This window comes from Jannaschia donghaensis, assembly GCF_001403795.1.
Taxonomy (GTDB): domain Bacteria; phylum Pseudomonadota; class Alphaproteobacteria; order Rhodobacterales; family Rhodobacteraceae; genus Jannaschia; species Jannaschia donghaensis.
The window spans coordinates 784,891-811,505 of record NZ_CXSU01000012.1 but is presented as its reverse complement, the minus strand read 5'-3'; the positions used below and the strand labels follow the sequence as shown (position 1 = coordinate 811,505).

Sequence of the window (26,615 nt, the reverse complement as noted above, 5' to 3'; positions counted from 1 at the left end):
AAAGTAACGGGTTGGTCAAAGATATCGTGGCGGGACAGGGGGCGGCTCCGGATACGGAAGATTTCTGCGTCGTCCGATCCCTATCGGCGGGGTCCGCGCCCGCCTATAGCAGACGGAGCGGCATGACGGAGTCGTGACTGTATGTCATCCGATATGAGCGGGATCCCGTCGCTCTGCTTGAAATTCGCGCCGATTTTCGCCGATCAATCCGGATCGAATGGATCGTCCGCCGTGAGGCGTTCCGTATCTGCCCCGAAACGCGGCGGCGGTGCACGATAAGTGACCGGCGTGGCGGACAGGTGAAGCGGATTGCCGATCAGCGGCAGGACCAAATCGCCGGCGAGACCCGGCGTCGTCATATCGAGCGTCAGCCCGCGCGCCGCTGCCTGATCGGACGCAAAGACCTGCGGCAGGTTCTGCACCGGACCGACGGGCACCTTCACCCCTTCCAGCGCGCCAATGATGTCGTTGGTCGTACGCGCCCGGATCGCCGGGATAAGATAAGCGGCAAGTCCGTTCCGGTTTTCCAGCCGTGCGGGGTTGGTCGCATACCGCGGATCGTCGGGGAGCGTTTCCAGATCAAGAACGCCGCAGAACCGACTGAACTGGCTATCATTCCCGACCGCGACGATCACATGTCCGTCGCTTGTTTCATAAACGCCGTAGGGCACGATGTTCGGATGGCCGTTGCCGCGGCGTTGCGGGGCCTTGCCCGACAGCCGCGTGTTGACGCCTTCGTTGATCATCCAGGCGATTTGGCTGTCGACAAGGGCAACGTCCACCTGCTGCCCCTCGCCCGTCGCCTCCGCATGGCGCAACGCAGCCAGGATGCCGACGGTCGCGTACATGCCACACATGACGTCCGCGATGCCAACACCGACTTTCATCGGCGCGCCGTCCGGATCGCCGGTGATCGACATGATGCCGCCATAGCCCTGCGCCATCAGATCGTACCCCGGCTTGGACGCGTTGGGCCCCGTCTGCCCATAGCCCGAAATGGACCCATAGACGAGCCTGGGGTTCACGGCCCTCAGACTGGCGTAGTCCAAGCCATACTTCGTCAGACCCCCGGGCTTGAAATTCTCCAGCAGGATGTCCGCCATACCAGCCAGACGCCTGATATCGGCCTGCCCGGCTTCGGTAGAGATGTCGACGGCCAACGACAGTTTGTTACGGTTGGCGGACATGAAATAAGCCGACAGGTCAGTGTCTTGCGCCCCATCCTTCACGTAAGGAGGGCCCCATTGCCGCGTGTCGTCACCACCCGTCGTGGGATTTTCGATCTTCAGCACCGTTGCCCCCAGATCGCCCAGCAATTGCGTGCACGTCGGCCCGGCCAGAATACGGCTCAGGTCAAGAACGCGAACACCGGCCAGCGGGCCCTTCGCGGTTTCAGATGCGGCCATCGTACGCCTTCCTGTCTATCTCGCAGGCGATCAACGTGAAGGTCTCGGCCTTCAATCCCGCTTTCATCGCCTTGCGCAATCCGTTGCGGTCGCGCACCGTCACGCCGTTGCCGCCGAAGGCCCGCGCCACGGCCGCGTGGTCCGTTACGCCAAAGTCGACGCCAGCGTTTTTCATCTGGCGTTGCCGCTGCTTGAGTTCGATCAGGGCAAGGCTCCGATCGACGAAGACGACGAAGACCACCGGCAGACCCAGTGCAGCCGCGGACGCCAACTCTCCGGCGACCATTAGGAAGCCGGCATCGCCCATGAAGCCGACGACCGCGCGGTTAGGCGCGGCGCGCTTGGCCCCGATGGCCAGCGGCAAGGCGCATCCCATGGTGCAAAGCCCCGAGGATTGCAGCAACGATCGTGGCACATCGCAATCCCACATCTGGCTTAATAGGATGCGATGCGCCCCCGAATCCGCTGTAGCGATGGTTTCGGTCGGACAGACGGCGCGACACACCTCCACGATGGCCCCCGGACCCCAGTCTTCGGCGGCGAAAGCGGTTTTCAAGGCGGCGCGAGTCTCGCCGCAGTCCCAGACCTGGTTCGGCGCGATCCCTTCGCGGATGGCATCCAGCGTATCCCCCACGGGTGCGACGACTTCCAGCGTCGCGCCGTGCATCCCGTGCAGGTTCGCCTGTGGAACGATGTCGATCACGTTCTGCGTGGTGGGGTCCCAAACATTGCGCCAGCCGGGCCGCATCTCGATCGGGTCATAGCCCGCAAGAATGATGAGATCCGCGTCGCGGAACAGCGGCAACAGATGTGCGTCTGCCCTTGGCGACAACCCGGCCCCGCCCAGGGCCAGCCGGTGCCCTTCGTCCATCAGGCCCTTGCCCTTGTACGACGTGACCAGCGGCACGCCACGCGCTTCGCAAAAGGCCTTGATCGCGGTGCCGGCCCCGTCATTAACCGCATCCAGGCCGGCCAACATGATCGGCCGTCTGGCCCCGGCCAGCCATCCGCCCGCAGTCTCGAGCGCATTTGCCCCGATGCACCCTGCCGCGCTATCGGCCCGCAGGATCATTTCACCGGGCACCTGCGCGTCGGCGACGGAAATCGGCACGTCGACATGCACCGGCCCGGCCCGCCCGCCCGCGCCGCCCGTCGCGATGCGAACGGCCTTGTCGGCCTGAACGGCGGCGGCACCCGGCGACAGGGTGAAAGTCGCCTTGGTGATCGGCGCGAACACGGCGCGGTGGTCCAGGACCTGATGGGTATACGTCTCCGCTTCGTCCGGATCGACGCAACCAGTCAGCACGATCATCGGCACACGGTCCTGATCGGCGTTGGCAACGACGTTCACACCGTTCATCGCCCCCGGTCCGACGGTCGCCACCAGGATCGCGGGCGCGCCGTCGACATGGTGGGCACCCTCGGCCATGAAGCCGGCGGCGTTCTCGTGGTGACACAGAATGAATTCGATCCCCACCGATTCCAGCGCGTCGATCAGGGTCAGGACTTCGCCGCCGGGCATCCCGAACGCGCGGCGGCACCCGGCATGGTAGAGACGGCGGGCAAGGGCGTCGGCAGCGCGAATTGCGGTCATGGGGTCGGATACCACTTCGGGGGACGGGGGCAAATGGCTACTGCGTTGCGGCTTGGGCGACGGCGGCAAAGGCCGCGTCCAGCTCCTCCGCGATATCGGACAGAGCGGGCGCTTCTGTGACGTAGGGGGCCAGCACCGCCGACGGGAGCTTGTAGCTTAGCGTCGCGGTCCCGTCAGTGTTTTCGGTTACATAGACACGGATCGGGGCCTCGATCATTGCCGCCGTACTCAGCCGCAGAATGCGGACCGCGAAATCGTTGTTGAACAGGCCGATGATCCGATTGCCGGGGATATCGATGCCCCGTCCGGCGGCCGCACCCGTCGGCCCGGCCACCGTCACCACCGCCAGTCCACCCACCTGCGCGGACGCACGCGTTTGTTCGACAAGGGCGTCGAAGGGTTTCGGGGTCGCGGCAACGACCCATCCATCGCGCGGGGCCATGTCGGCCACGTCCTGCGCTGCAGCGGGCCATGCAAATATCGCGGCAAACGTCAGGTAGCGGAGCAACATGGGCGGGCCTTTCGAAAACTGTCGCCTTGTCAGACCATGACCCGCCCGACACGACAACGACACCCCGTTCACACTTCGGTCAGTTTGCGACTTGCACGGCGTATCCTGCTGTCTTAGACCGCCCCAACGGACAGGTGGCCGAGTGGTCGAAGGCGCACGCCTGGAAAGTGTGTAGGCGGGAGACCGTCTCCAGGGTTCGAATCCCTGTCTGTCCGCCACAATCCCGATCTTGTTGAATTCGACCCGACCGCCTTGGCGGAGCGCAGCGCAAGCTTTGCTGAACAATCGCACCGTGCCCGCGATCACGGATCGGCAATAACATGATCGGGGCGGATCCCCGACAGGTCGATTGCGCGACGCACATCCCGGCCCCGCAGCACTCCGTGCCCCGTGATCAACGCCGAGGCGATACCCGCCGTCTGCGCCCCCAGGATATCGGTGTGCAGACTATCCCCGACCATCACCGCGCGGCGTCCCGGATGACCGCCCAGCCGGGCGAAGGCCAGATCGTAGATGCCCGAATACGGCTTGCCGTGGAAAACGGGGACCACCTCGGTGCGGTCGGCCAGACGGTGCGCCCAGTATCCCGGTTCCCGGCTGGGACCGATTTCACGCGGGGCCGCAAGGTCGGGGTTGCCGACGTGGACCGGACGCGGGGCGCGGCGCAAACTGTCTTCGAGCATGTCCTGCCGACTTTGCGTCCATTTGGCCGAACCGATCAGCAGGAATCCTTCCGCTGCGTCGTATGCCGCAGGATCGTCGCGCAGCAAAGCAGGCGATAGCGCCTCCAGCCCCTGCCCGGTGGTCGCCATGGCGGCCCAACCGACTTGCGGCTGCAACGTCAGGCCATCGAACAGCGCCATCCGGCTTGTGATGACGTCATCGGACGCGAAGCCGAAGCCCATCGCACCGTATTTCGCCATCAACGCCTCGTGCGGGAGGCCGGCCGCGTTCGACACCACCAGAACCCGTTTGCCCGCCGCGCGCAGATCATGCACTCGATCGACCGCGCCGGAAATCGCCGTCTCTCCGACGTTGAGCACACCGAAGGCATCCAGCAGGAACACGTCGTACCGGTCCGCGATGTCCGCCAACGTGGCCGCGGGGGCGCAGGCACCGCCGGGCCCGGCGGCCGGCAGGCGGTCGCGCACGGCCTCGTAGCCGTCGAATATCGCGTCCAGCTGGTTCAGATGATTGCGCCCCGGACCTTTGCCGACACCCATTCCGAAATGACGACGGCCAGCAGGATTACAAGCAGGATCAACGACACCTGCGGCCAGGCCAATGTGTTGAGAGACCCCTGCAACTGCAACCCGATGCCACCCGCACCAACCAGCCCGAGCACCGTGGATTCGCGGATGTTGATGTCCCAGCGAAAGACAGCGATGCCCGCGAAGGCCGGAGCGATCTGGGGCACGATGCCATAGGCCATGACCTGCCAGCGGGACGCGCCGGTGGCCGTGATCGCCTCGACCTGGGTGGCGTCGATTTCCTCGATCGCTTCATAGAGCAGCTTGGCGCAGAACCCGATGGAGCGGATCGCAATGGCTACGATGCCCGCGAATACCCCCGGCCCGATGATCGCGATCAGCAGAAGCGCCCAAATCAAGGAGTTGATCGACCGCGTGGCGACGATGATCAGCAGGGCGATGGGACGTATGAAAATGGCCGACGGCGTGGTGTTGCGCGCCGCGAGGAAGGCCACCGGCACAGCCATGATCAGGGCGGCGATGGTTCCAAGTGTGGCGATGTTGATCGTGTCCCAGATCGGCCACCAAAGACGGTCGATATATTCCCAGCGGGGCGGCGTTGCCCGGCTCAGGACATCTGCCGCGATATCGGGCGCGTCCCAGACGAAGAACCACGTTGTCTTGTCGCTGATCCGTTGCCAGCACCACAGGAAGATGGCGACGCCCAGCAGCCAGCCGAACCAGCGGGCCAACGCTTGGCCTTTTGTGCGCTTGCGCCAAACGGGGCCAGCGTCACTTTCGAGAACGGGCATCTATTGCACCCTCGCCCGGACCACGCCCGAGATGTATTCGAGCGCCATGACGATCGCGATGATGATCAACAGGATCGCCGCTGCGGTGTCGTATTCATAACGATCGAATGCGGTGTTCAGGGTGGCTCCGATACCGCCCGCCCCCACCAGACCAAGGATCGCGCTTTCGCGGAAGTTGATGTCCACGCGGTAGATCGACAGGCCCACGAGACGCGGCAGAACCTGCGGCGTGACGCCATAGTCGATCCATTGCGCCCATTTCGATCCCGTGGCGCGCACGGCTTCGGCCTGGCTACGGTCCATGCTCTCGATATCCTCGGCCAGAAGTTTCGACAGGAAACCGATGGTGGCGAAGGATAGCGTGAGAAAGCCGGCCAGCGGGCCAAAGCCAAAGATCGCAACCAGAAGGATCGCTACGATGATCTCCTGCAGGGCGCGCGATACGGCGATGATACCGCGGCAGACCATGTAGACGGGAAGCGGCGCTATATTGCGCGCGGCCCCAAGCGCGATGGGAATCGAAATCAGAATGCCCACAACCGACGACGCGACCGTCATCACGATGGATTCCAGCATTCCGGCCCAGATGTCCGATCCGCGCGAGACGAAATCGGGGGACGCGAAGGCCGCGACGAAGGCCGCGCCCCGGTCAAGGCCCTCCCAGACCCGCAGCCAGTTGACCTCCACCGACAAAACGGCGGCAATGAGATAGGCGACGAACCCGATGACGAGCGCCCAGCGCAGCCACGTTCGCTTGACCATGGCCGGCTTGCGCCATTTCGTACCCAGCATGTCGTCGAGTTCGCGGTGCGTGGCGACACTCATTCGGCGGCCTCGATCTCGTCTTCCTCGTCCAGCGCGTCGATGGTCGCCTCCCAATCTTCTTCGCCATAGATTTCAGTCAGGCGATCGGGGGTCAGCCCATCCGGGGGGCCGTCGAACACAACTTCGCCCAGACGTAGCCCGATCACGCGTGCCACGAACATCTGGGCCAGCGCCACATCATGGATGTTGATGATCGCCGCCAACCCCCGTTCGGCGCACAGCTCGCAAATCAGGCGCATAATCTGGCGCGAGGTCTTGGGGTCCAGCGATGCGGTGGGTTCGTCCACCAGAAGAAGCGCGGGATTCTGTATCAGGGCGCGGCAGATTCCGACGCGCTGACGCTGCCCGCCCGATAGCTCGTCTGCCCGCTTGTCGGCCATGTGCAAAAGGCCCACCCGGTCCAACAGGCGAAACGCCTCGTCCACATCGGATTGCGGAAAGCGGCGGGTGAGCGACCGCCAGAAACCGACGTAACCCAGCCGACCGGACAAGACATTCTCCATCACGGTCAACCGTTCGACGAGGGCATATTCCTGAAAGATCATGCCCATCCGCCGCCGTTCCCGGCGCAGCGCCCCTGCCCCCAGTTTGGTCAAGTCGACATCGCCCAGCATCACCGCGCCGGACGACGGTTCCACCAACCGGTTTATGCAGCGGATCAGCGTGGACTTGCCGGCCCCCGATGGCCCGATCAGGGCCAGAACCTGCCCGGACGGCACCGCCAGTGTCACGGCCTTCAGGGCCTGATCACCGGTCTTGTATGTCTTGGTCAGCGCGTCGAGCCGAAGCATATCTTCCCCCCATATGCCACGCGGCGACCCCGGGGGGCCGCCGCGTGCAATGTCATGTAGTCGCGGTTACTGGCAGCTGTAGCTGACCTCGTTGGCCGCGTCGATCTTGCGGATCACATCCCACTTGTCCTCGTAGGTGATCTCGATGAACTGCGCTTCGCCGTTCTTCTCGAACTCCTCCTGCAAAGACGAGCCTTCCCAATCGAAGTCGAAGAACGCCTGACGGATGCTTTCCTGCAACGCGGGCGTCAGGTTGTAGGCCGTGCCGTAGGCGGTCGTGGGGAAGGTCTGCGAGGTATAGATGCTGACGATCTGGTCGGGTGTGACGACCTCCCGCTCCACCATCCGCTGCATCACCGAATTGGCGACTGCGGCGGCCGGGTAATCCTTGTTGGCAACACCAAGGATCGAGTTGTCGTGCTTGCCCGAGAAGACAGGCTCGAAGTCTTCACCGGCGACCATGTCGAAATCGGCCTTGAGAATGGCCGAGGGGGCCTTGAAACCCGAATTGGACGTCTCGGAGGTGAAGGCCAGCTGACCGCCGCGAATGCCCTCGACCTCGGAAATGCCCGAGTCGGGATGGGTGATGATTTCCATCTCATAGCCGAACGACCCGTCTTCACCCGCCATGATCGTGAACGGGCGGAAGCCAGCGCAATTCACGGCCAGCGGGTTCGACCCGGTGTTGAAACCTGCGATGTGCAGACGGCCCGAACGCATCGCTTCGATCTGGGCGGCATTGTTCTGCACGGGGAAGAACACGACTTCCTTGCCGGTCACGTCCGACAGGTAGGCAAGGAAATCCTCCCAAGCTGTCGCATAGACGGCCGGATCTTCGACCGGGGTATAGGCGAACACGAGGGTATCGGGGTCGATCTGGTCGGCCGCATCGGTCGGCACGTCGGCGATCAGGTCACCGTCGGCATCGCAATAGCGTGCGTCTAGATCGCCGCGCGGACAATCCTGCGCGCTCGCCGGCAGCGCCAGCGCCACGGTGGCCAGCGCGGTCGCGGCCAGAAGATCCTTGTAAATCATTCAGTCTTTCCCCCTTGGAGCGAGCGCGGGCGCGCTCGAATTTTCGATAGCCGGTGCATGACATTTGTCGTGGAACGGCCCCTCCCCGCCCTATCAACACTCCGTGACGCCACGATGACAAGAGCGGTGGGGCCTGTCCAGCCATCGCAGACGCGCAGCTGTTTCGGAAAGCGCCCCGAACTGGCGATCTAAGACGTTCCGCTCAGCTGCAGCTTTGCCGGGAAACGGGGACCGGCGCGGGGGACGGCGGTCTCACACGTTCCGCCAGGCATGGCAGCCACCACAGTCCAGTCATTCTGGCGCGGCACCGCCCTGCTCACACAGCCGATAGCCGCTGGACCGTTCGATGATGTCCAGATGAAGGTGGTCGTCATGGGAGGCGTTCGACCCCGGACCAAGGACAGTCGAGAAATCAAGACAGGCCGCTGCGCGCACCGCATCCTGAAACGACTCCTCAATCGATCCTTCGCCTTCTCGTGGCTCCACCGTGATCGGGTTCCGATCGGCGAAGCGAAACCCGAGGATGTCGATCGCGTTGCCGAAGGCATGTTCGGACAGCTTGCCGTCCGGTCGATTGTTGCGGCGGCGACAGGTGTAGCCCGATGCGGTCTCCATTGCTGCCAGTGTCGTGTCCGGCCCCAGGCGTTGCGCAGCCGGCAAGACGAAATCCCGTGTCCATTCAGCGACGGCGCGCACCGCCGGACACCGAAGCGTTGCCTCCGGAATCAACGATACCCCTGGGGCGATTTCGGACACGGTGAGGGGTCGGACAATTCCGCAATCGACGTCGTCTGCGGGAATGATTGGCGCAGCCTCCGTATAGACGACGCCCAGATCGTCCAAGGCCGCAAGACACGTCCCGTAGTCTGCGTCGTTCAGCCGGAGAAGATCTCGTGCGCCGAGTTTCGTCGAAACTGCGTCCGGCGCATCAGTTGCAGCTTCGGCGGAGTCCGAAGCGGGTCGGTCCGGCACGGGTGCAGATGGCACCGACGCTTCAGATCGCTGAATCGGTTCGGAGGAGACGGTCGGCGCCAGGTCCTGCGCCATCGCCGCCCCGCCCATCGCGAACATCAGGACCACAAGACGGATCATTCGATAAACTCGACCTTCACACCCTGCCCGACCATGAAAGCAAGTTCCTCCACGTCCCAGTTGGTGAACCGGACGCAGCCATGACTGCTGTTCTGGAACAGCGCCGCGGGTGTATCGGTTCCGTGCAATCCGTATGTCGGCTTGGACAGATCGATCCAGACCGATCCGACCGGCCCATTGGGACCGGGCGGCAGAGTCAGCGCTTCGGTCACGCCGTCGGCTTCGAAATTGACGTTCGGTCTATAGCTGTAGGTGGGGTCCATGGCGACGGCGGTGACTTCCACTTGGCCCTCGGGCGACGGCGTTTCGTCGGACCCGATGGCGACGGGATAATTTGCGATCATCCGGTCGCCGGCGTCGAAGACGACCGCGCGTTGTTCGCCCTTGCGGATCTCGATACGCCGAACCTCGCCTTCCAACCTCGGCCCCGGATCGACAACGGTAATCGTCTCCCCAGCTTCGAATCCCGCATCGGGGTTGAGCGCCTTCAGGAAATCCTCGTCCATGTGAAAACGTTCGGCCAGCCGTTCGGTTACCGAGACATAGCCGAGACGCTTCATCTTGGCTTTTTCGGCCACGTTGTCGGGGATGCTGTCTGTCAGCCCGGTCACGTCTTCGCCCGAGATCTTGTGCGACAGAAGAACGGTGGTATCGGCCTCGCCGCCCAAGGCAGCCCAGACTTCGCTGTCGAGCAGACCATCGACGTCGAACCCTTCGCGTGCCTCGAACCCGCGCAAGGCGCTTTCGCTCATCCCACCTTTGTAGCCGTCGATGATCCCCGGAGAAATGCCGGCGCGGTCCAACAGCACCTGCAGCTTTACAGTCAGCCCCGATTGGCCTTCGGGCATCGCCCCGCCGTCATATGTCGCGGTTTCGATGTCTTCGGGAGATATCGCGAGGGCAGGGCTCGATGCGAAAATCAGGATACATGGAAGGATAGCGCGCACAGTAAAAACCTCAGGTTGTGTCATATTGAACGCCTGGGTCTCCTGTTCGGTTCACAAGAACCTTCTTTACGGCGCCCGGGCATGCGCCAGACGGACCTGCACCTTTTCCACCATTTCTATCGATTGTGGTGAGCCTTCGCCGTCGGACGGATTCTTGCCACCCCGTTCACCGGGACCGGACACGCCACGAGTACGGTGCGGGTCAAGCGACCGAAAGACGGCTCGCGGACTCCTGACGTTCATAGCTCAGAGCGGTATCGAGCAGGTGCGTCAGATCCTTGAACCGCGGCGACCAATCCAGCGTTTTCTGCATCAGGGTCGTATCCGAGACGATGGCGGGTATGTCCCCCGGCCTGCGATCGCAGATCCTGATCGGAAGGTCCCTTCCGATCAGCCCGGATATGGCCTGGACTGCTTCCAGAACCGACACGCCCTGGCCGTAGCCGCAGTTCAGGATCACACTGTGATCCGTCACCCGAAGGTGGTCGAGAGCACTCAGATGAGCCTGCGCCAGATCGCTGACGTGGATGAAGTCCCGAATGCAGCTGCCGTCCGGCGTGTGATAGTCGTTTCCGTAGATGTCGAGATGGCTGCGGTCGCCGACAGCGACTTCGCAGATCCGCTTGAGAAGATGGGTCGCGTTTCTTGAGCGCAAACCTGCGCGTCCCAAGGGGTCGGCCCCTGCGACGTTGAAATAACGCAACGCGACATACCGAAGATCCGTCGCAGCGGCTGCGTCGGCCAGCATCCATTCGACCATGAGCTTGGATCGGCCGTAAGGACTGATCGGATTAGTCGGTGCGAGTTCCATGACGGTCTCGGTCACGGGCGGGCCGTAAACAGCGGCCGTCGAGGAAAAGACGACCTCATTGATCCCGGAGGCGACGCAATGTGCCAGAAGCGTGCGTGTCTTGGTCGTATTCGTCTCATAGTAGCCAAGGGGATCGGCTATCGAATCGGAGACGACGACAGATCCGGCAAAGTGGACGACGCTGGAAATGTCATATTGCCAGATGATCCGTTGCAGGACCGCCCAGTCGCCGAAATCGCCCCGAACAAAAGGGACGCCCGGCGGAACTGCGTCGCGGAACCCCGTCGACAGATCGTCTAGAACGACGATCTCCCGGCCATCCTCAATGCAAGCCAGGACGAAATGGCTGCCGATATACCCTGCGCCACCGGTTACGAGGATCATTTGTCCGCCTCCTTGAATTTCTGGTGAAGCGTCGATGTTTCCGGCGTGATGCGGCAGACGGCCTCCTGAAGGCGCGCGTTCATATCTTCGATCTGGGCCAATGCGGTCCCGTCGACGCGGCCGATGCCGCGCAACCGGTCCTCCAACGCCTGCGCAGCGCGGCTGACGGACGGAAATCCGAGAGAGCCGCTGCTTCCCTTGATCTTATGTACATGTCTCACGCTGGGCTCCAAATCTTCACGCTCCATTCCAATCGTCACCTTGCCGATGCTCTGGCCGATCAAGGCGGCCTCTTGGGTGATCGTGCGGCAATGACGTTCCAGAAGGGCGATGATCTGTTCCCGCACGCTCTCTTCCCCCCAATCGACACGGGCGTTCCCGTCCGATGGCTATAGGTGGCCAGTCCCTAAGACTTGGTGAAGATAACCGGTCGTATCGAAGGCCCGCCGAAAACGACCGGCGGCCTGTGTTGGACCGCTCCTGAACAACGATCCATTAACGAATTTATTCTAGGCCCAACCGGACGCATCGTTGGAGACCGGTTTGGACACCTTGGAAACGACAGAAAAGAATCACGTCAACGCCCGCAGCGTTCTGTTGGTAGAAGACAGTTCGGTGACACAGGATATCGTCGAACTCATGCTGACACAGGCCGGTCATTCCGTTGCCATTGCGGACGACGGTGCCTCCGCGCTTGCACAACTTCGGGATCGGACATTCGATATCGTCCTGACGGATTTCCATCTTCCGGACATCACCGGTTTGGAGGTCGTGAAACAGTATCTTTCCGATCATCCCGGCGGTGCTCGGCCCACCTTCGTCGCGATTACCGGCGACGTGCGCGGGTTGCTGGCGGACAAGGCCAACTGCGAGGTGTTCGACCGCATCGTACCCAAGCCGCTCGACATCGATTTGATCTGCGAATTGGTCGAGACGCCACGGGCCAAGCCATCGGCCCCCGCACGGATGGTACGCGCGCCAGGCGAGAGAACCAGCGTGATCGAGGATCTGCCGTTCGCCTACTTCAATTGGCCCGACGTCCAATCGCAGACACGGCTTTCGGGACTGCAGGGCATCGACGCCGTCTTGGTGAATTCGACCGACGATTTGCCCGCACTGTGGCGCACGCCCGGTGCGAACCTTCTGCCCATTATCGACATGACGGGCGCGATGGGCCCGTCAGCCGACATGGACGGCACGGCCTTGCGTCTGGGCGATACGGACCGTATCGCCCAGATCATAGATCACTTCCACGATCGCCGGGCCGAGCTTCACTCCGACATCGTGCGGAGCACTGACCCGGCGGACCGGCTTCTCGCCCGTATCCACTTGGCCGGAGGGACGATCGACCCCAGGCGGAGTGGAGCGGACCGGAGCCTGATCGCGTGGAACCTCCTCGCCCACACCGACGACCTTCTTCAACCCATGACCAAACTTGTCGCGGAAGGGTTCCTGGCGACGGAGTTTTCGGAACGCGTGCATCATTGCCCGTCGTGTCAATCGGCCCGACTTCTCGTGCGCGAGGAATGTCCAGACTGCCAGTCCCCGCATCTTGAAGAGGAGAGCTACCTTCATCACTTCCGATGCGCTTATCAGGGCCCGGAAAGCGACTTCCGACACGGGGATGAACTGACCTGCCCGAAATGCCGTCGGACGCTGGCGCACTTCGGTCGCGATTATGACCGGCCAGGCCTTATGGTAAGCTGTCGAGGTTGCTCCAAGACGACGTCCGAACCGAATGTCGCGTTCGTCTGCGTCGACTGTTCGACCCGAACGATGGCGGACGCGGTTCCGACACGCGACATCCTCTCAGGCCGGATCACGGATCAGGGGCTCGCCTATTTGAAGGCCGGGCGTTCCTTTCTCGGGCTGACACGGCAATCGCTGCGCCTTGCTGACCTGCCGCTCGACCTTGTCGTCGCCCTGAACAGGGCGGCAAGCCGCTTCAACGACGATCGAACACCGTTCGTTCTGGGCTATGTGACTTACGACAATCTCGGAGCTGTCCAAGCCGACCACGGCGCACGGCAGGCCCGCGACACCCGGCGTCTCTGGTTGGAGACCTTTCAGCAGAACCTTCCCTCCGGGACAATCGTGACGGCTGGCTCGACGCATGATTTCGTCCTGATGCCGAATGCCGACAAGGCATCCATTCAACCCGTTCTCAAAACCGCCAGGCAAGGGGCCGACGGATCTCTGCGTCTGGACGTGGGCGCGCGGTTCGATCTGTTCGGGCCCGAGGATCTGGCCGGATGAGCCCGTTCAGCGAAGCGGCGGACTATCTTTTTGCGCAAAGCGGTGAGAGCCTTCTGCGCCTTTACTGGTTCGTCATGATTTTCGAGGTTCCGCGCTACCTGCTGCTGTTCGCCGCAACGGCTTTCCTTCCGCGAATTCGCGAGGACGAGCGTCCCTACCCAGGCCGTGTCAGCGTCGTCATCGCGGGCCACAGCGAGGAAACCTCGATCGAGAAATGCGTCGCCGCCCTGCGCGAACAAAGCCGCGTTCCGGACGAGATCGTGGTCGTCAGCGACGGCTCGACCGACGGGATGCCTGCAACGATATCCCGGATGCTGCGCGCCAACCTTATCGACGCGGCGCACACCACCGAGTTGCGATCCGGCAAATCCGCCGGCACGAACATGGCCGCCCGCCTATGCACGGGCGACGTGATCGTGAACGTGGATTGCGACTGCTCGTTCGATCGACACGCGATCCGAAATCTGTTGCGTCCCTTCGCCGACGATCGTGTCGCTGCGGTGTGCGGATCCATCCTTCCACGCAACATGCACCGCAGTCTGATCGCGGCCTTCCAGGGAATCGAATACATGATCTCGATTTCGCTTGGAAAGCAGGCGGCGGACCGCGTGGGCCAGGTGACCTGCATTTCGGGCGCATTCGGGGCCTTTCGCCGGGATGCCTATGAAATGACCGGCGGTCTGGACGCGGGCGGCGGTGAAGATCTGGACCTCACGATCCGCCTGCGCAGGTCGGGCTGGAAGGTGCGGTTCGCCGCCGATGCCCAATGCTATACAGATGTTCCCGAAACCCGCGCCGTTCTGGTGCGGCAAAGGTTCCGCTGGGAACGCGATGCGGTCCGGCTGCGCTATCGCAAGCATGCCGACATGCTTAACCCTTTTTCGCGGCGATTCCGCTGGAGCGAGCTGCTCCACGAGCTGGAATTCCTGCTATTCAACGTGATCGCCGCCGCCGCGATGCCATTCTACTTGATCTGGCTGTTTCACACCTACGGCAGCTTTGCCTTCACGGTTCTGCTGGCGGCGCAACTGGGCTTGCTGATGCTGGACCTCCTCGTCTTCCTTCTGGCCGCATCCGCGACGCCGAAAATCAGTGGCGTAGCGCTGTTGCCGTATCTCTTGGGATACAGCGTTTTCTACGGGGTCTACATGAGGTTCGTCCGACTTGTCGCCTATCTGGACGAGTGGATTTTCAGATCGTCCTACGCAGACAGCTACGTTCCCGACAAAGTCCACAAAGTCAGAGGGTGACAAGATGATCACGAAACTGAAACGCCGCCCGCGCTCCGACAGCTTCGACCGCGAAGCGACCCGCCCCCGCCGCAGATGGGACCGCGGAATCTACCTCGCTCTTCTGGCGATGTTTGCGGCTGCGATGCTGGACTACGTGGCCGGCGACCTGGTTTTCCTGCGGGCCGACGGACTGGTCCTTCGGGATCGAAGCGTGGTCGCCGCGACGACCCTGATCCGGGTGAACAGCGTCGATATCGTCGCCGGACAATCCGTGCGGGAAGGCGATCCGCTGCTGCAGGCGTCATCGGTCGAGGTGCTCGACCGTCTGGCCGATTTGTCGATGCGCGACGCCGAACTGGCCGAGCGCGAAGCTGAGCTTCGCTCTCGGAAGGATCTTTCGGAACGTCTCATGCCTCTTGCGCGCGACAGGGCGGAGGCACTGGATCGCACCCGCGACACGCTCGACGCTTCGATCACTTCCGGCCTTGTCACAGCAACCCGGCGGGAGGGTGTCGTCGATCAGGCGCATCTTGCGAACGTCGAGCTCGTCACCTTGGTGTCGCGCGCCGAAGGCCTCGGACAGGAATTGGAGGCGCTCGGCGTGGCCCGCCAGCAGGCGCGGGATGCTCTCGACGATCTTGCGACGCTCTATGACGGCGGCTTTCACCGCGCGGGCACTTCCGGAGTGATCGGGGACAGCGTGCCGGCACCCGGAGAAGTTTTCAATCCGGGGGAACCCATTCTGACGGTCCTATCCGGTAAACCTTACGTCCTCGCCTATCTTCCGACGAATTACCTGTTCCGCATCCGGCAAGGTGACCGGATCACCGTGTCCGCCGGGACGCTGACGCAAGTTGGGACCATCGACCGCATCCTGTCGGTGTCGCAGTCCATTCCCGACGAATTCCGCAACGCATTTCGCGTGGATGAGCGCCGCCAACTGGCACGCATCGCGTTGGACGAAGACGGCGGGTTTCCCACGTTTTCCGCCGTCCGCGTGGCCCGGGAGTCTCGACTGCCGGATTGGCGCGAAGCCATCGTTGCCGCCGCCCGATATATTCCCGGCCTGTCCGGCGACGATCCAGGGTCACCACAAGATCTCGCCGGACTGCCGGAGAAATAACGTGTCGTTCCTTCCAGCTTGCGGGCATGATTGGGCTTCGCCAAATCATCGAAACTCCTCATATTCATGGTGTTGAGACCCTCGATCCGGTCCGCCCGTAAAAGGTTTGGTCACACCTGTCTGCTAGGCCGATCTTCGAAGTCGGGTTGAGGAGCACGCGGATGGACGGCCAGCTGAAGCGTATCGCCTATGTCGAGGATGACGCGGACATCCGCGAGCTAACAGAGTTGGCCTTGACGCAGATCGGTGGCTACGACGTGGCCGTCTATGCGTCCGGACCGGAAGCCTTGGCCCGGATCACCGCCTTCCAGCCCGATATGGTTCTCCTCGACGTCATGATGCCCGAAATGGACGGCCCCGAGGTGTTCGAGCGGTTGAACAGGATCGATGCCATCCGGCCTGTACCAAAGGCTTTCATGACCGCGAAGGCCCGGCGAGACGAGATCGAGGGCTTGATCGCGATCGGGGCCGTTGGTGTCATCGCGAAACCATTCGACCCAATGACGCTCTCCTCCCAGGTTCTGGACCTCTGGAAAAGTACGGCGCACGCCGCTTGATCCCACACCTTTTTGTGCCACGGATCAGAGCGCGGGGCCAATTTCAGTCGAAAGAATATCGAGGTACATTATGACTGAACTGATGCGGTCCCTGATTACCAACTTCGCATTGGTCGCGATCTTGGCAATGCTCTGGGACACGATATCCGAGTGGACCCAGTCGCTTGCGGCAATCCATAGGTCTATCCTCATCGGAGCGGTTCTGGCGATCGCAACCGCCTTTTCGATGCAGATGGCGATGGAGACGTCTCCCGGGTTTCGCTTCGACCTCAGGGCGTCGCTCGTGGCGCTCGCCGCCCTCTTCGGCGGTCTCCCGGCTGCGGTGATAGCGGCGAGCACGGCTGTTTTCATTCGACTGGACATGGGCGGCTCGGGCGTGTCGCCCGGCGTGGTTTCAATCATCCTGTCGACGGTCGTCGGCCTCTTCATTCACTTCCGCGCCCGCGAGGAACAGACAACCCTCAACAGCCTTGTTTTGTGCGTGATCGGCGTGGTCGTCGCAAACTTGGCGAGTTACATGGCGATCCCAGCGGAGATGCGATGGAACCTATTGGTCGAGACGGCACCGTCCCTGATCGCCGCGCTGACAGTATCGACACTTGTCATCGGTTTTCTTCTTATCCGGGCGGACAATCGCATACGGTTGATGCGCGACAACCGGATCTACCGGCAGGTCGTCCAACAGCTGCCCTACGCGCTCAATGTCAGGGATTTCGAAGGTAAATATCTGGTCGCAAACCCGGCGACTGACGCGCTGATAAATGAAGCGGACACAAGCGCTTCGCTCGACACGCTGGAGAAGCAACCCGTCGATGACGGGCCAATTCCGTGGCATCAGACACTCGAAGATCTTCGCTCCGGGAGATCGGTGACGTTTTATCAGCCGAGAACGACAACCGAAGGCCTGCAGAAATGGCTGTCAGTCCTTCAGACACCGCTCCGCGACAAACACGGTCAGTTCGTCGGTATCATCACCTCCGCTCACGACATAACCGAAGAAAGAGCCGCGGCAGAGGCGAAGAACCGCTTCATATCGACCGTCAGCCATGAACTTCGCACCCCCCTGACGTCGATCAAAGGATCTCTGGGCCTGATAAATTCGGGAAAATTGTACGATTTCCCGGCCAATGTCTCACGGCTCCTGACGATTGCCCAATCGAACTGTGATCGGCTTGTCGAGCTGATCAACGACATTCTGGACATCGAGAAGATTTCGTCCGGTGCCATCGCCTTCAAATTCGAAGTCCAACCCCTGCGCCCGCTTCTCGAACAAGTCATCTCATCGAACGTCAACTTCATGAGAGAAAAGAACGTATCGCTCGTCCTTGTCGACGATCTGCCGGAAGCGACGATCAACGTGGATGCCGGCCGTTTCCTTCAAGTCTTGCGGAACCTGTTGTCGAATGCCGTCAAATTCTCGCCGGACAACGGAACCGTCGTTGTGGGAACATATCGTGTCGGTGATGACGTGCTCATCTTCGTACAGGATGACGGTCCTGGCATTCCAGTCGATTTTGAAGATCGAATCTTTGGCAGGTTCGAACAATCGGATTCGTCCGATAAGCGCGCAAAGGGGGGCACGGGACTTGGCCTGCACATCTCGCGCGAAATCGTAACTCAGTTGGGAGGCACGATCGGGTTCGATCGTGCCAGGGATTTCGGAGCCCGCTTCCATGTCAGCTTGCCCGAGTTTCAGGCCGGGTCCCACACTGCCACGCCCGACTGCCGCATCGACCGATCCCGCGTCCTGATCTGCAGCGACGACTCGGACGTGACGAAATGGATTGGACGGGCCCTCGAGAAGGAAGGATTTGCGAGCGATCTCTCACCGGATTTCAGATCTGCCGCAAGGATCGCGGAGCGGGGCTGGCACAGCGCCGTCCTGGTCGATGCGGCGGCCCTAGATGGAACGGTCGATCAGCTGTCCGAACTTTCCCTGCCTGTAACGGTCGTGTCCCCGGCCGGAGCGGTCCCTGAATGCCTTAGGGGGTCAGAAGGAACAGAATGGATCGAGCAAGTCGGGGACGGGCAAAGCGCAGTCGATGCGTTGCGTCGGGCGATCGGAAAGGTCGAGGATGATCGCCTTAGAATCCTTCATATCGACGATGACAGCGACACGCTGGAGCTTGTCGGTGAAGCGGTCGGATATTCCGCGTCGATCGTCCGGTCGCGATCGCTGGCCGAAGCGCGAGACTCGCTCGCGCGCCAGACATTCGATCTGGTCATCCTCGACATCGAAATGCCGGACGGGTCCGGCTTCGATCTGTTGCCCTCACTGCCGCCAGTTACGAAAGTCATCGTGTTTGCTGGCACAGACACCAATCTCGCCCCATCCGAACGCGTGATCGCCTCGCTTACGAAGTCCAGATCGACGCAAATTGATGTCGCTGAAATCGTGCGGTCGCTTCAGTCATCGCTCAGCGGAAAGCACGCGGAGAGGTCTCCGTTTAGTCCGGCATAGGATTGAATCTCTTCGATGTAGATGCGTTCGGACATCTGTCGTTCCGTGCTCAGGTCCGTGGGCTCGGAAACTACGTTTATCGTTGCATGGGATCGCGCGTGTTCCGGGTTTTCGGTCGAACTGCCAGCGACGTCGGACGATACGCTGTGCCGCAACCGGCACGCGCATTGCAAACAACTACGCCGCGGCATCGTCCTAAATTCGAGCGATGCGGTGGACCAGTGTCTTACCGCAATGATCCGGACTGGGGCTTGGTCAGGTCACCCGGCCGACGGCGCGGTATTCGGGTTTATCCCACAGACGACGGTCCAACACGTCCTGCAGGGTATCAACCGCCGCGATAACATCGCCCACGTCCAGATACAGCGGCGTGAACCCGAACCGCATGACGTTCGGCGCACGAAAATCGCCGATGACACCCCGCGCGATCAGGGCCTGCATCGCGGCGTAGCCGTTGTCGAATCCGAAGCTGACCTGGCTGCCCCGCCGCGCCGCGTCCCGCGGGCTGAGCAGGGTCAGTTGCGAACACCGCGCCTCCACTTCAGCGATGAACCGTTCGGAAAGGATGAGCGACGCGGCGCGAACTTCGGCCATGGTGACGCCGTCCCATACGGTCATCGCCTGCTCCAGCGCGGCAAGCTGCAGGACGGGGGGCGTGCCGACGCGCATCCGCTCGATCCCCTTGCCGGGGGTATAGCTGCGGTCGAAGGCAAAGGGCGCGGCATGTCCCAGCCAGCCCGAAAGGAAGGGTGTGACGGTATCGACCAGATCGGGTCGGACATAGATGAACGCTGGCGCGCCCGGACCGCCGTTGAGGTATTTATAGGTGCAGCCGACCGCCATCTCGCACCCCGACGCGGTCAGATCGACCTCCACCGCGCCGGCGGAATGGGCCAAGTCCCAGACCATGACCGCGCCGGCGTTCTGCGCGGTGTCGGTGACCGCGGCCATGTCGTGCATCCGGCCGGTCCGGTAATCCACTTCGGTCAGCATCACGACCGCGACTTCCCGGTCGATGGCATCGGCCACCGCCTCCGGCTCTACGATGCGCAACTCGTATCCTGCGTCTTTCAGCGCAATCAGACCTTCCGCCATGTACAGATCGGACGGGAAATTTCCGCTGTCCGACAGGATCACGCGGCGATCGGGGCGCAGTGCCAGGGCCGCCGACACCGCTTGAAACACCTTGATCGACAGCGTGTCACCCATCACGACCGACCCGGCGGGTGCCCCGATCAATCGCCCGACCCGCGTGCCGACACGCGCAGGTTGATCCATCCAGTCGCAATCGTTCCAACCCTTGATAAGGTGCGCACCCCATTCTTTCGCGATCACGCTTTGCACGGCCGCGCCCACGCCCTTGGGCAGCGGACCGAGGGAATTGCCGTCAAGATAGATCATCCCTTCGGGCAGATCGAAGCGGTCTTTCAAGGGCAGGGTCATCGGCGTCTCCAACAAGAGTCGCTCCGCTCTAGCGTCTTGCGACGCCCGGTGCACGATCGATCGCTTCGGTTGTCGTCGCGCCGATCCGGCCCTACACCGACGGCACCGTCGCCCCCCAAAGGACCAGTCATGCCCGACACGCTCTCTCTGCCCGGCGACGACCCCGAAGCCCGGACGCCGACACTCGCCGATTGGGCGGCGACGCAAAGGGCAGATCCCGCGCTCACGAAAATCGTGCAGACCATCGCCGCCGCCGGCCTGCCCCTTGCCCGCAGGCTTGCCCTTGCCGCGTTGCCCGGCGATCCGGCGGCCATCGTGGGTACCAACGACAGCGGTGACAGGCAGAAGGCGTTGGACCTTGCCGCGCACGATCACATGCTGACCGCCCTGCGCAGCTGCGCCATCGCCACCCTCGTCTCGGAGGAGGCGGCAGAGCCGGTCGCCATGACGCCCGGCGCGCCCTACGACCTGGCCATCGACCCGATCGATGGGTCGGGCAGCATCGGCATCGGTGCGCCCCTTGGCCTTTTGTTCGCGCTGTTCCCCGCGGCCACCGATCAGCGGCACGCCGGGTCGGATGTCGTCGCGGCCGGATACGTCAGTTTCGGGCACAGCATCGACATGGGGGTTTCGCTGGGAAACGGCGTCACGATCCTGACGTTCGATGCGCGCGATGAAACCTGGCGCGTCGCGCGCGAGGGCGTGCAGGTGCCGCCGACAACCAAATTCATCGCCTTCAACGCGTCCAACACACGCAACATGGACCCGCGCCTGCAAGAATATCTCAAACATACGCAGCAGGGCGCGGACGGGCCGCGGGGCAGCAACACCAACATGCGGTGGATCGCCGCCGCAGTGGGCGATTTGCACCGTATCTTGATGCAGGGCGGCGTCTTTCTCTATCCGTCGGACACACGGCCCGGCTACGCCGATGGCCATCTGCGCCTCCTCTACGAGGCATTTCCGGTCGCGTTCCTGATGGCGCAGGCGGGCGGGTCCGCGACGGACGGAACAGGTTACATCCTCGACCGCACACCGAACGATATTCATGCAAAGACCCCGCTTGTCTTCGGGTCCCGGAACGAAGTCGCGCGGATCGCCGATTATCTGAGGGGCGTGTAATGCGCAGTCCACCCGCGATCCTGATCCTCGCCGCCGGTGCGTCCACTCGCATGCGCGGCAGCGATAAACTGCTGGAGGAGGTGGACGGCACGCCGCTGATCCTGCGGGCCACGCGGGCCGCCTTGGGCGTCGCCGATCAGGTCATCGTCGCATTGCCCCCCGCATCCCACCGCCGCGCCTGGCTTGGCGATACGGCAGCGACATTGGTAGAGGTCGGGGACCGCGCGATGTCCGCCAGCATCCGCGCCGGCGTGGCCGCCTGCACGGCGGATGCCCTGCTGATCCATCTGGCCGACATGCCCGAAATCGACGCGACGGCCCTTGCCACCGTTTCTTCCGCATGGATGGCCGGTCATGCACCGGTTCTGCGGGCAACGGATGCCGACGGCGCGCCAGGTCAGCCCGTCGTCTTCGATCGCAACCTATTTGCCGAGTTGACCGATCTTGCGGGAGATACGGGCGCACGCGACGTCATCGCGCGGCACGGTGTCGACACCTGCGCGTTGATTGGGCGCGCCGCAACGACCGATCTGGATACGCCCGAAGCTTGGGCAGCCTGGCGCGCGGCCAATCCCAGTCGCTGACCCAACGCCACGATCACGTTTTTCGCCCCGGCCCGTGCGCTGTTGACCGTAAGCGCGACCCTACGTCAAGCTGACCCGATCGCTCAGCTGATGGAGAATCTCATGCACCGCCCCCTTACCATCCTCGCCTTGGTCGGCGCCTTTGCCGCAACATCGGTCGCGTTTGCCGAGGAACACGCCCAAACCCCGCGCGAGGTGAAGGCCCGCCAAGGCCTGATGAATGTCATTTCTCTGAACCTCGCCGTGGTCGGCGACATGGCGAAGGGCGAGACCGAGTACGACGCCGAGGCGGCCGAAATGGCCGCAGACAGCCTGATGGGCGTGGCCCTTGTCGATCAGACCGGCCTTTGGCCCGATGCGACGCTCGGGACGCAAAGCAATCGCGCCCTGGGCAAGATCGGAGAGGATCGCGCCGGGTTCCTTGCGATCTGGGATGATTTCGATGCGGCGGCCGCATCGCTTCAGGCGGTCGCTGCAGACGGACCGGAAGGGTTGGGCGCAGCACTTGGGGAGTTGGGCAAGACCTGCAAGGCGTGCCACGACGACTACCGCGTCTCGCGCTGATCCATGCGGCGTCTTCTGCTCAGCGCAGGCGCGATCTTGGCGATCGCCGTTGTGACCGGCGTCTGGGCGACCCGGCCCGACCCCCTCCCGGCGGACACCTTTGCCGGGGTGGCGGGAGAGGCGGCAGCGGGGGAACTCGTGTTCAACGCGGCGGGCTGCGCGGGCTGTCATTCCGCACCCGAAACAGACGGCGACGCCCGACTGGTGCTGGCGGGGGGACAGCGTTTCGCGACTGAATTCGGGACCTTCGTGGCGCCCAACGTGTCCCCTTCGGATGCCGGCATCGGCGGCTGGTCCCTGTCGGATTTCGCCAACGCGACCCAGCGCGGAATTGCGCCGAACGGGGCGCATTACTATCCGGTGTTCCCCTATTCGTCCTATGCGCTGGCCGAACCACAGGACATCGCCGACCTCTGGGCGTTCTGGCAAACACTACCGCCGTCCGATGCCGCAAGCTTGCCGCACGATATCGGATTTCCATATTCCGTCCGGCGGGGCCTGGGCCTGTGGAAGGCGCGCTACGTGCCCGACCTGATGCGCACGATGGACACGACCGACCCGCAGATCGCACGCGGACAGTACCTAGTCGAAGCTCTGGGGCATTGCGCCGAATGCCATACGCCACGCGATGCCCTGGGCGGGTTGAATCGTGACGCGTGGATGGCCGGTGCGCCCAACCCGTCGGGAAAAGGCACGATCCCCGCGCTGACACCCGACAAGCTGGAGTGGAGCGCGGGCGATATCGCCTCCTATCTGAAAACCGGCTTCACCCCCGACTACGACAGCGCCGGAGGATCGATGGTCGAAGTGATCGCCAACATCGCGCTTCTGCCTGACGCCGATCGCGACGCCATCGCGGCCTATCTCAAAGCGTTGCCGCCCGCCGGGTAACGCGTCAGCCGCGTCCCAGTTTTTTCAGGCGCGCGTCCCGCAACCGGGCGAAATCATCGCCCGCGTGATACGACGACCGGGTCAGCGGCGTAGCGGACACCATCAGGAACCCCTTGCCGTAGGCCGCCTTTTCGTAGGCCGCAAATTCCTCGGGGGTCACGAACCGGTCCACGGCGTGGTGCTTGGGCGTCGGTTGCAAGTACTGCCCGATGGTCAAGAAATCGATGTCGGCGGCGCGCATGTCGTCCATCACCTGCATGACCGACTGCTTGTCCTCGCCCAGGCCAACCATGATGCCCGATTTGGTGAACATCGTCTGATCCAGCTCCTTGACCCGTTGCAGCAGGCGCAGGGAATGAAAGTATCGCGCCCCAGGCCGCACTTCGGGGTACAGCCCCGGCACGGTTTCAAGGTTGTGGTTGAAGACATCCGGTCGGGCCGCAACCACAACCTCCAACGCCGATGCGTCGCAGCGGATGAAATCGGGGGTCAGAATCTCGATTGTGGTGTCGGGTGCCCGCTTGCGGATCGCGCGGATCGTCTGGGCAAAATGCTCCGCCCCGCCATCGTCCACATCGTCGCGGTCCACGCTGGTGACGACCACGTGATTGAGACCCAGCTTCGCGACCGCATCCGCCACGCGCCCCGGCTCGAACACGTCGAGCGCTTCGGGCGGCTTGCCGGTCGCGATGTTGCAGAAGGTGCAGGCGCGGGTGCAGACCTCACCCATGATCATCATGGTGGCGTGACCTTGCGACCAGCATTCGCCCACGTTCGGGCAGCCCGCCTCCTCGCAGACCGTGACCAGCTTATGCTCGCGCATGATCTTGGCGGTCTTCTTGTAGCCTTCGCCAACGGGAGCCTTCACCCGGATCCACGACGGCTTCTTCGGCTGCGGGTTGTCCGGGCGGCGCGCCTTTTCGGGATGACGTTCGGCGGGTATTTTCAGGTCGCGGGGGCTCATGGTCGCTCCGACGTTATTCGCCCTATCGACGTAGGCATTCGGGCGCGGGAAGTCCACCTGCCGCCCGGTGCCTTCGATGCGCCGATCGTCGCGGCGTCAGCCGTCGTCCTTCTTCGTCGCCCCGTCCTCCACGATTTCGACCGTGACCTTGCTGACCAGGGCGGCAAGGGCGCCGATAACGGCCAGCACGGGAGCGGCGATCACGACGGCCCCGCCGGCGATCGCGCCATATGTCAGCGGTATTTCCAGCGCGATGTCCCCGTCGGGTTCCGTTACGCGGATGCGCTTGACCTTGCTGTCAGCGGCCATTTCCCTGACGCGGGCGACCAGTTCGTCGCCTTTCACCTCGATCCTCTTGGACCACGTGCGCGCCGCGCCCGGCGGGTCCAGTTCAGAGCTGTCCATGTCATTCGTCATCGTCGCGTCCTCCGTGTCAGTGCCATCTTCGCGAAGGATGACAGGCGGGCGGGACCCGCGCCTTGACGACGATCAACGCGGCGCGCGCAATCGCCGGGGTTGGCGGGCGTCCGGCGTGGCCTAACTTCGACTGATGCTGCGCGTCCTGATCCTGTGCCTTCTGCCCCTGCCCGCCTTCGCGTGGACTTTTTCCCCGGTCCCGATCTGTACGCTGGACCACGCCGGATCGACGGCCTCGATCCAAGTGACCTACGATCCCAATACGACGCTCTATTCAATGCATGTCGATCGTGCGGGCGGCTGGCCGGAGGCGCGGACGCTTTCGGTCACCTTCGCCGGGGCGGCCACGTTCACGATCACCACCACCCGACACCAAATCGCGGGTCAACGGGTCTCGGTGACGGATCGGGGGTTCGGAAACGTGCTGTCGGGGTTGGCGGCGGGCGGCACGGCGACCGTCGTTCTGGGTGACGTGGCCGAGGTGTTCGACCTGACCGGCGCGGCACCGCAGGTGGCCCGGTTCGATGCCTGCCCCACCGAAGGTCTGGCCTGACCCACAGGGCGGGGTCGGCCGTCCCCAGCTCGGATGACTAGGTCGACGCCCTGCGGTTCCAGCCCCAAAGACAAATCAACTCCATCAGGACATGCGCGCCGGCGATCGCCGTTGCCCCCGTCGTGTCATAGGGGGGTGAAACCTCGACCACGTCCCCCCCGATCATATTGATCCCCGCCAGATCACGCAGGATCGCGGCCGCCTGCCCGCTCGACAGCCCGCCCCAGACCGGGGTGCCGGTCCCGGGGGCAAAGGCCGGGTCCAATGCGTCGATGTCGAAGGTGACATAGCAGGGCCGGTCGCCGACGACGGCCTTGATGCGCCGCGCGACGTCCCCAGGTGCGGCTTCGTGAACGGCGCGCGCGTCGATCGTCGTCACACCCAGGGTGTCGGGATTCACCGTGCGGATGCCGACCTGCACGGAGCTGGCCGGGTCGATCACCCCCGTCTTCACCGCCTTGTAGAACATCGTGCCGTGATCCACCCGCGCCATGTCGTCGTCGGGCCAGGTGTCGGAATGGGCGTCGAACTGGATCAGGCTGAGCGGTCCATATTTTTCGGCATGGGCCTGGAGGATCGGAAAGCTGACGTAATGGTCGCCACCCATCGCGATGCAGCCCGCATCCTGCGCAAGAATGCCCGCAACATGGGCGCGCAGGGCAATCGGAAATTCCGCCACCTTGGCATAATCGAAACCGACGTCGCCGTAGTCGGCGATCGCGAATTCCTCCAACGGGGAAAAATCCCAGTAGTAGGGCGGATCGAAGACCTGAAGGCTGCTCGCCTCCCGGATGGCGCGGGGGCCGAAGCGGGTGCCGGGGCGATGCGTGACGGCCTGATCGAACGGCACGCCGGTGATCGCCAGATCGAAGCCCGTCAGGTCCTTGGTGTATTTGCGCCGGAACGCGGATGTCGCGCCGCCGAACGCGTTTTCGAAGGTCAATCCGCGCGGGTCGTCGCGCGTGATCGCGCCGTCCACCTGATCGCGTGCATCCTTTAGTGCCATCGGCCCCTCCCGTGTCTTGTGCCGCGACCTGACCACGACGGCGG

At 63.2% G+C, this 26,615-nt stretch carries 26 protein-coding genes and 1 tRNA gene; 11 read left to right on the top strand and 16 right to left on the bottom strand.

Features of this window, described 5'->3' with window-relative positions:
- Positions 1 to 203: 203 nt before the first annotated feature.
- The 3 genes from JDO7802_RS13190 to JDO7802_RS13180 are packed head-to-tail and all read right to left on the bottom strand — an operon-like array spanning position 204 to position 3,511.
- Positions 204 to 1,406, bottom strand: coding sequence for a CaiB/BaiF CoA transferase family protein (locus tag JDO7802_RS13190; RefSeq protein ID WP_055086295.1), 1,203 nt, complete (start codon positions 1,404 to 1,406; stop codon positions 204 to 206).
- Entirely contained in the window at positions 1,393 to 3,000 is a 1,608-nt protein-coding gene (locus tag JDO7802_RS13185; protein ID WP_055086293.1) for a thiamine pyrophosphate-binding protein, read from the bottom strand. Before JDO7802_RS13185 ends, JDO7802_RS13190 begins: the two co-directional genes overlap by 14 nt.
- 37 nt (positions 3,001 to 3,037) lie before the next feature.
- A complete protein-coding gene (locus JDO7802_RS13180; protein WP_055086291.1) occupies positions 3,038 to 3,511 on the bottom strand; it encodes a DUF302 domain-containing protein in 474 nt (157 codons plus the stop codon).
- A 128-nt stretch (positions 3,512 to 3,639) separates the two neighbouring features.
- Between JDO7802_RS13180 and JDO7802_RS13175 the strand changes: the two genes are divergently transcribed.
- A tRNA-Ser gene (locus JDO7802_RS13175) sits at positions 3,640 to 3,729 on the top strand.
- Between the two features lie 84 nt (positions 3,730 to 3,813).
- Here JDO7802_RS13175 and JDO7802_RS13170 read toward each other — a convergent pair.
- The 9 genes from JDO7802_RS13170 to JDO7802_RS13130 form a co-directional block, all read right to left on the bottom strand.
- Positions 3,814 to 4,734 (bottom strand): HAD-IIA family hydrolase, encoded by a 921-nt coding sequence (locus tag JDO7802_RS13170; protein ID WP_055086289.1) that lies wholly within the window; start codon positions 4,732 to 4,734, stop codon positions 3,814 to 3,816.
- The gene (gene phnE, locus JDO7802_RS13165; protein ID WP_055086287.1) at positions 4,698 to 5,513 is read right to left on the bottom strand and encodes a phosphonate ABC transporter, permease protein PhnE; all 816 of its coding nucleotides are present in this window, start codon (positions 5,511 to 5,513) and stop codon (positions 4,698 to 4,700) included. The genes JDO7802_RS13170 and phnE (JDO7802_RS13165) overlap by 37 nt, the downstream gene beginning before the upstream one ends.
- On the bottom strand, positions 5,514 to 6,338 hold the full coding sequence (phnE, locus tag JDO7802_RS13160; RefSeq protein WP_055086285.1) for a phosphonate ABC transporter, permease protein PhnE: 825 nt from the start codon (positions 6,336 to 6,338) through the stop codon (positions 5,514 to 5,516).
- The gene (phnC, locus tag JDO7802_RS13155; RefSeq protein WP_055086284.1) at positions 6,335 to 7,129 is read right to left on the bottom strand and encodes a phosphonate ABC transporter ATP-binding protein; all 795 of its coding nucleotides are present in this window, start codon (positions 7,127 to 7,129) and stop codon (positions 6,335 to 6,337) included. The genes phnE (JDO7802_RS13160) and phnC overlap by 4 nt, the downstream gene beginning before the upstream one ends.
- A 66-nt stretch (positions 7,130 to 7,195) precedes the next feature.
- Positions 7,196 to 8,164 (bottom strand): phosphate/phosphite/phosphonate ABC transporter substrate-binding protein, encoded by a 969-nt coding sequence (phnD, locus tag JDO7802_RS13150; RefSeq protein WP_055086282.1) that lies wholly within the window; start codon positions 8,162 to 8,164, stop codon positions 7,196 to 7,198.
- A gap of 291 nt (positions 8,165 to 8,455) precedes the next feature.
- Positions 8,456 to 9,256, bottom strand: coding sequence for an extensin-like domain-containing protein (locus JDO7802_RS13145; RefSeq protein WP_055086280.1), 801 nt, complete (start codon positions 9,254 to 9,256; stop codon positions 8,456 to 8,458).
- A complete protein-coding gene (locus tag JDO7802_RS13140; protein ID WP_245624188.1) occupies positions 9,253 to 10,104 on the bottom strand; it encodes a L,D-transpeptidase family protein in 852 nt (283 codons plus the stop codon). The genes JDO7802_RS13145 and JDO7802_RS13140 overlap by 4 nt, the downstream gene beginning before the upstream one ends.
- Before the next feature lie 301 nt (positions 10,105 to 10,405).
- Entirely contained in the window at positions 10,406 to 11,398 is a 993-nt protein-coding gene (galE, locus tag JDO7802_RS13135) for a UDP-glucose 4-epimerase GalE (protein ID WP_055086276.1), read from the bottom strand.
- Positions 11,395 to 11,745 carry an Hpt domain-containing protein gene (locus tag JDO7802_RS13130; protein ID WP_055086274.1) on the bottom strand — a complete coding sequence of 117 codons (351 nt, stop codon included), beginning with the start codon at positions 11,743 to 11,745 and terminating at the stop codon, positions 11,395 to 11,397. Before JDO7802_RS13130 ends, galE begins: the two co-directional genes overlap by 4 nt.
- A 184-nt stretch (positions 11,746 to 11,929) precedes the next feature.
- Here JDO7802_RS13130 and JDO7802_RS13125 point away from each other — a divergent pair, with 184 nt between their 5' ends.
- The 5 genes from JDO7802_RS13125 to JDO7802_RS13105 all read left to right on the top strand — a co-directional run bounded on the left by JDO7802_RS13125 (position 11,930) and on the right by JDO7802_RS13105 (position 19,027).
- Positions 11,930 to 13,654: a TackOD1 domain-containing metal-binding protein gene (locus JDO7802_RS13125; protein ID WP_055086273.1), complete on the top strand. Its 1,725-nt coding sequence runs from the start codon at positions 11,930 to 11,932 to the stop codon at positions 13,652 to 13,654.
- Positions 13,651 to 14,904: a glycosyltransferase family 2 protein gene (locus JDO7802_RS13120; protein ID WP_055086271.1), complete on the top strand. Its 1,254-nt coding sequence runs from the start codon at positions 13,651 to 13,653 to the stop codon at positions 14,902 to 14,904. Before JDO7802_RS13125 ends, JDO7802_RS13120 begins: the two co-directional genes overlap by 4 nt.
- Before the next feature lie 4 nt (positions 14,905 to 14,908).
- Positions 14,909 to 16,009 carry an HlyD family secretion protein gene (locus tag JDO7802_RS13115; protein WP_055086269.1) on the top strand — a complete coding sequence of 367 codons (1,101 nt, stop codon included), beginning with the start codon at positions 14,909 to 14,911 and terminating at the stop codon, positions 16,007 to 16,009.
- 161 nt (positions 16,010 to 16,170) lie between these two features.
- Positions 16,171 to 16,566: a response regulator gene (locus tag JDO7802_RS13110; protein ID WP_055086267.1), complete on the top strand. Its 396-nt coding sequence runs from the start codon at positions 16,171 to 16,173 to the stop codon at positions 16,564 to 16,566.
- Between the two features lie 70 nt (positions 16,567 to 16,636).
- Positions 16,637 to 19,027 (top strand): ATP-binding protein, encoded by a 2,391-nt coding sequence (locus JDO7802_RS13105; protein ID WP_055086265.1) that lies wholly within the window; start codon positions 16,637 to 16,639, stop codon positions 19,025 to 19,027.
- Positions 19,028 to 19,282: 255 nt separating this feature from the next.
- On the opposite strand, the gene kynU is transcribed toward JDO7802_RS13105, so the two are convergent.
- Entirely contained in the window at positions 19,283 to 20,470 is a 1,188-nt protein-coding gene (gene kynU / locus JDO7802_RS13100) for a kynureninase (RefSeq protein WP_187298140.1), read from the bottom strand.
- A gap of 129 nt (positions 20,471 to 20,599) precedes the next feature.
- On the opposite strand from kynU, the gene JDO7802_RS13095 reads away from it, so the two are divergent.
- From JDO7802_RS13095 to JDO7802_RS13080, 4 genes are all read left to right on the top strand, one after another.
- Complete coding sequence (locus tag JDO7802_RS13095; protein ID WP_055086263.1) at positions 20,600 to 21,592, top strand: fructose-1,6-bisphosphatase; 993 nt, start codon at positions 20,600 to 20,602, stop codon at positions 21,590 to 21,592.
- Complete coding sequence (locus JDO7802_RS13090) at positions 21,592 to 22,176, top strand: nucleotidyltransferase family protein (protein WP_055086261.1); 585 nt, start codon at positions 21,592 to 21,594, stop codon at positions 22,174 to 22,176. The genes JDO7802_RS13095 and JDO7802_RS13090 overlap by 1 nt, the downstream gene beginning before the upstream one ends.
- A 102-nt stretch (positions 22,177 to 22,278) precedes the next feature.
- Positions 22,279 to 22,740, top strand: a complete 462-nt coding sequence (locus tag JDO7802_RS13085; protein WP_055086259.1) for a c-type cytochrome — start codon at positions 22,279 to 22,281, stop codon at positions 22,738 to 22,740.
- Between the two features lie 3 nt (positions 22,741 to 22,743).
- Entirely contained in the window at positions 22,744 to 23,631 is an 888-nt protein-coding gene (locus JDO7802_RS13080; protein WP_055086257.1) for a c-type cytochrome, read from the top strand.
- A gap of 4 nt (positions 23,632 to 23,635) precedes the next feature.
- Here the strand turns inward: JDO7802_RS13080 and lipA are convergent, their stop codons facing one another.
- Both lipA and JDO7802_RS13070 read right to left on the bottom strand, forming a co-directional pair.
- Positions 23,636 to 24,595: a lipoyl synthase gene (gene lipA, locus JDO7802_RS13075; protein ID WP_055086256.1), complete on the bottom strand. Its 960-nt coding sequence runs from the start codon at positions 24,593 to 24,595 to the stop codon at positions 23,636 to 23,638.
- Between the two features lie 96 nt (positions 24,596 to 24,691).
- Entirely contained in the window at positions 24,692 to 25,012 is a 321-nt protein-coding gene (locus JDO7802_RS13070; RefSeq protein ID WP_055086254.1) for a DUF4342 domain-containing protein, read from the bottom strand.
- Between the two features lie 133 nt (positions 25,013 to 25,145).
- Between JDO7802_RS13070 and JDO7802_RS13065 the strand changes: the two genes are divergently transcribed.
- On the top strand, positions 25,146 to 25,565 hold the full coding sequence (locus tag JDO7802_RS13065; protein ID WP_055086252.1) for a hypothetical protein: 420 nt from the start codon (positions 25,146 to 25,148) through the stop codon (positions 25,563 to 25,565).
- Between the two features lie 37 nt (positions 25,566 to 25,602).
- Here JDO7802_RS13065 and speB read toward each other — a convergent pair whose 3' ends face one another.
- A complete protein-coding gene (speB, locus tag JDO7802_RS13060; RefSeq protein ID WP_055087246.1) occupies positions 25,603 to 26,571 on the bottom strand; it encodes an agmatinase in 969 nt (322 codons plus the stop codon).
- Positions 26,572 to 26,615 lie beyond the last annotated feature (44 nt).